Origin of the sequence: Methylobacter sp. (assembly GCF_023227905.1) — a bacterium.
GTDB lineage: Bacteria > Pseudomonadota > Gammaproteobacteria > Methylococcales > Methylomonadaceae > Methylobacter_A.
Genome location: NZ_JALOCF010000102.1, coordinates 1 through 4,659, shown reverse-complemented (window position 1 = coordinate 4,659; position 4,659 = coordinate 1). Strand labels below are relative to the sequence as shown.

2 protein-coding genes and 1 pseudogene are annotated in these 4,659 nt (G+C 45.4%); 2 read left to right on the top strand and 1 reads right to left on the bottom strand.

Going from position 1 to position 4,659, the window contains the following annotated elements:
* The first annotated feature begins 369 nt into the window (after positions 1-369).
* A complete protein-coding gene (locus tag M0R47_RS21280) occupies positions 370-1,668 on the top strand; it encodes a hypothetical protein (RefSeq protein WP_292558364.1) in 1,299 nt (432 codons plus the stop codon).
* A 583-nt stretch (positions 1,669-2,251) separates the two neighbouring features.
* Here the strand turns inward: M0R47_RS21280 and M0R47_RS21275 are convergent.
* Positions 2,252-2,427 (bottom strand): annotated as a pseudogene (locus tag M0R47_RS21275) (IS5/IS1182 family transposase); the annotation flags it as partial.
* Positions 2,428-3,314: 887 nt separating this feature from the next.
* Between M0R47_RS21275 and M0R47_RS21270 the strand changes: the two are divergent.
* On the top strand, positions 3,315-4,553 hold the full coding sequence (locus M0R47_RS21270; RefSeq protein WP_292558363.1) for an O-antigen ligase family protein: 1,239 nt from the start codon (positions 3,315-3,317) through the stop codon (positions 4,551-4,553).
* The last annotated feature ends 106 nt before the right edge of the window (positions 4,554-4,659 follow it).

Below are 4,659 nucleotides of genomic sequence, written 5' to 3'. Positions count from 1 at the left end.
GGGAACGGGTGCGCTGGAATCGAGTGCTTCCACCACCCTGACGAGCTTACCCGCTACATGGACTGGCTCGGCATATAAAGCCAGTTCGAATATGTCAGTCTTTGGGAATGGCTATTGATAAACGGGTCAATGACTGCTTAAACGGTGTATCGACGGAGCTGGCGTCGCATTGGGCGAGACCTGTCTCCGTCGGCTACTCCAAATGGATTGGTAGTAACCTTCCGACTTTGGACTAACCTAGAGTTGGAGATAGTCTCTGGCTAGAAAGGATATTACACTTTAAGTCAGGTTTTTAATTATATTTTGTATCTGTTTTTTTCTGGTCTGCAAGACCATTTTTTGAGGTTTACTATTTTGAACATAAAAATTATGAACAAAAAAAAGCTAAGTTTTATTATGATTGGGATAGTTTCTAATTGTCTCTTCGCCTTAAATGCCCAGGCTGCGAATCACTTCGTACGACAAGGCGCAACGGGTAGCGCAAATGGCAATGATTGGACTAATGCCTATACGTCATTGCCGGCCACGTTGGTTCGCGGAGACACTTATTACATCGGTGCAGGTTCATATTCCGGAAGGGACTTTAACACGGCGGCTAGCGGCACTACGGTGATTACCATAAAAAAGGCTATCGAATCCGATCATGGAACGAATACCGGGTGGCAATCGAGCTATGGAACAGGGCAGGCAATTTTTGCCGGGTCAGGCGTGAGTTTTTCTTCTAATTATTGGGTATTCGATGGGACGGTTGGCAGCGGTAGTAACCCTAACGCATATGGGTTCTATTTCACCCCTCCCAACTCTGGGAGCTCAATTAGGCCAGTCGTATATAATGGGAGCTACGTACAGATAAGACACGCAGCTGTTACCTGTCCGGGGCCGAGCAACGATATTCAGCAGTTTGGATTCTCGGGGACTGGAAATTCTGTCACTACAGATTATACCTATGTGAATAATTGCCAAGTGAGTTACTGGAATCAGGGAAGTAATAACGTAATCAGTAATAGCTATCTGGGTACTTATTGGTCTTCAACAGCTAATCACGGCGTACATGTAGAGCAGATAGATAATCCGTCTTTCTTCAATAATATAGTTACCTCTTGCGATATTCAATGTATAGAACCAGGTGGAGGTAGTACCACAAATATCTCTAACGGAAAGTATTATAATAATGTCTTTGTAAATGTTAAAGGGTCAAATGGAGTATTGAAGGGCGTATCAAGCGGGGCAATCAAAGATACAGTTATTTATGGTAATACGTTTATCAACGTTGCTGGTCCTATTTTGTACCAAAACAATGCAGGACTTGGCTCTGGTTCTGGCAATGTAATCGTAAATAATGTGTTATATAACAGTCCAACTCTCTATGAACAAGCAGGCGGAGGAGCTATTTCACATTCCTATAATGCCTTTTTTAGTTCAGGCACTATTTCCGAAACAGGAGTGCAAATAGGTTCTGGAGACCCGTTTGTTAGTTACGCTACGGGTGATTACCGATTGAAAGCCGCTACGCAATCCGGGCTTGCGCTGCCGTCACCGTATAATTTAGATATAAATGGGGACGCTCGTGGAGCAAATGGAGTATGGGATCGAGGCGCATATGAGCTCGCCGGCGGTAGCTTACAAATACAACCGCCACTTAATCTCTTAGTCACTTTCACTCCATGAGGAAACAGGGGTTGCTAGACGCGGAAGTTCTGCGGGGTTCTCTTTCAAGCTAAGTTATTAAGTGCTTCGCGACAAATTAATTTGCTATTGACTCCCTGCCTTCTGGAATACAAAAGGTAGGGAGGAAGAGACTCAAACGGGGAGTCGCTATTTTTGCGAAAGCTTTTATGGGCCTCCCAGCCCAACAAGCGGCAAAAACTACGCGACCGCTCATACCTGCGGCGGCCCCAGCCGTCCTGCTTCATTCGTTGGATACCCAACAAGGGGTATCCAACATCATTCTCGCAATGACTCGACGCGATGTCGGAAAGCCTGCATTTTCACTACGCAAAAAGCGCTTCGTGAAAACACATGCGCTATCGCTTCTGGGGACTACTCGACTCCTGTCTCGTAGCGAAAGGAGTGGGTTGGCGAGATCGGGCGCGACGATTCTATTACTAGGAGGCTGTCCTATTAATAGAGCTAACCAACTTGCCTAATCAAATTTAAAACCCAAAAAAGTTGGTTATTGCAATTTTTAATGTTCCTGGTTCTGTTTTATGAACCAACCAAGGCTATTTCTCTTTATTACCCCTCTTAGAACTTATCCGTAAATAATATTGGGTTGATTTTGCCCTTTTATTTTTCGTAAGGCGATGGCAGAAGCCGCTAACTGAGCAAACCGAGATAACTCCGATCCATTTTTTCATACCGTACCGAGAGCTTTCTAAACCGGTTAGGCCAGGAGAGGAAAACCTCAACAACCAAACGCCTTGCTTTAAAGTCAGGGCAATCTGAATGAGTGTTCACGTCGGGCCAGAATATGCAGGTTACACTGGCGTTTTTATAAAAACGCCAAGTCGCCTAGGTACTGGCAAATCTCGTGCTTTTATTAGGCAATGACTGTAAGCCAGCACTCAAGATATCAGTGGAGTTCAAATGCTCAGTCACCAACTGTTGGTGACGCTTTGCCAATCGAGGATCGGTGTCTAATAACTTTTTATATTCATGGCGTATGTTACTGTTTTTTGAGCTTTAAATTATGTAGATAGCTATGCACATGAGACCAAAGGTTTCTTTCAACACACATTACAATTGCCCCATCGGCAAATCCGGGAGTACAATTTAAGTTTTGTTTGTGTCTTAAGGTGTTACCTTAATTTGTAATCCCGTTTTCTCTTTCAGTCCCTCAGAGGGAATATGACCCTTTGACACTAAGACATTCAGGACATAAGGAAGGCCGATGCAACTATGTAATTGTGCGTGTGCTGCTGTAACAGGTGGTTTTTTTTCTGTTGTTGAGCGGCGTCTCGCCGCATCGATGTGCGTCGGAAGCGACTTTCGACCGCCGCACGGCGTTAGCGGCTCTTCCACAGGAAATGATGATAATTTCGTTCAATTCTCAGCTATTGGGAATAATGCAGACGGCCGGTCGGTTACAATTCCCCATTATCGGTTCCTAGTATTGCCAGTTCCTGTTCAAACTCACCTTCTTCTCGAAACTGAGATCTACTCCATGCGCGAATTCCTAGTTTCAGTCAAGATGATCAGGCCACGCTTTTTACATGAATAGTATTGCTATAGTTTTTTTAATGCTTAATGGGGTTGCATTGTTAACGCTCCCACGGCAATGGGCCGCTCTGCCCCTCCTAATCGGAGCTTGTTACATGACACTTGGTCAAGTCATCACCCTGGGACCGATTCATCTCCCGCCCCTCCGAATTTTTCTAGCTATTGGACTTGTAAGGGTGATCATACGAGGTGAGCGCTTGGCGGATCAGATGAACAGCCTAGATTGGCTGATGATAATATGGGGTGTCTGGGCCCTACTTAGCAGTTTGTTTCATAAAGATCCTAGTGGTGTGTTAGTAAACCGACTCGGTCTTGTTTATAACGGGTGTGGTGTCTATTTCCTACTCCGTGTAATATGTCAAACACTGGATGACGTGGTCAGATTATGTCGCATAACGGCAATCCTGTTGATTCCTTTAGCTATTGAAATGCTTTTCGAGAAAATGACGGGGCACAACCTTTTTTCTGTATTGGGTGGTGTCTCGGAAATCTCTGAGGTTCGCAATGGCAGGGTTCGCGCTCAAGGGCCTTTTGCTCATTCGATTCTCGCAGGGACGGTCGGCGCGGTATGCTTACCGTTAATGATTGTGCTCTGGCAACAACGCAGGAAGACCGCGATTGCAGGAATAGCAGCGTGTTTGCTAATAATTTTTGCATCCGCCTCCAGCGGGCCAATCATGAGTGCATTATTTGCCATAGGAGCATTGTTGATGTGGCATTGGCGTCAACAAATGAGGCTTGTCCGGTGGTTTTTCGTTGTGGGCTATATTGGACTGGATATTGTTATGAAAGTGCCAGCCTATTACATTATATCGCACATCGATCTGACGGGCAGCAGCACGAGCTGGCATCGAGCAGCGCTAATTGATACTGCACTAAAACACATCTCTGAATGGTGGTTTGCTGGTACCGATTTCACACGCCATTGGATGGTTTCTGGTGTTCAGTGGAGTAAGGATCACGTTGACATCACGAATTATTATCTACGTATGGGAGTAGATGGTGGCCTGCCTTTAATGTTCCTGTTCATTGCCATCCTCACCAAAGGGTTTTCCTTCGTGGGACAAGCGTTGCAACAAGCAGCCGCTCTACCCTCATCGTCCCAATTCATGATCTGGGCACTTGGCGCATCACTCTTTTCGCACGCTGCCACTTTCATATCAGTATCATATTTCGATCAGACATTTGTGTTCCTTTATCTAACTCTTGCAGCCATTTCCGGTGTGTGTGTAAAAGGTGATCCATTGATCGTCAGCAAAGAACCTCACATTTCCACGCGAGCCTTGCCGAGGAGGGAATCTTTCTATCGCACTGCAAAAAAAAGGAAAAATTGAAGTGCAGGCATGTTGGCGCCGATTGAAAATTGACCACCCGTACCGATTGAAAATTGACCAGGGATAATTGCTGTATAGCGTACTCTACAGCATTGAAATAGTCGAC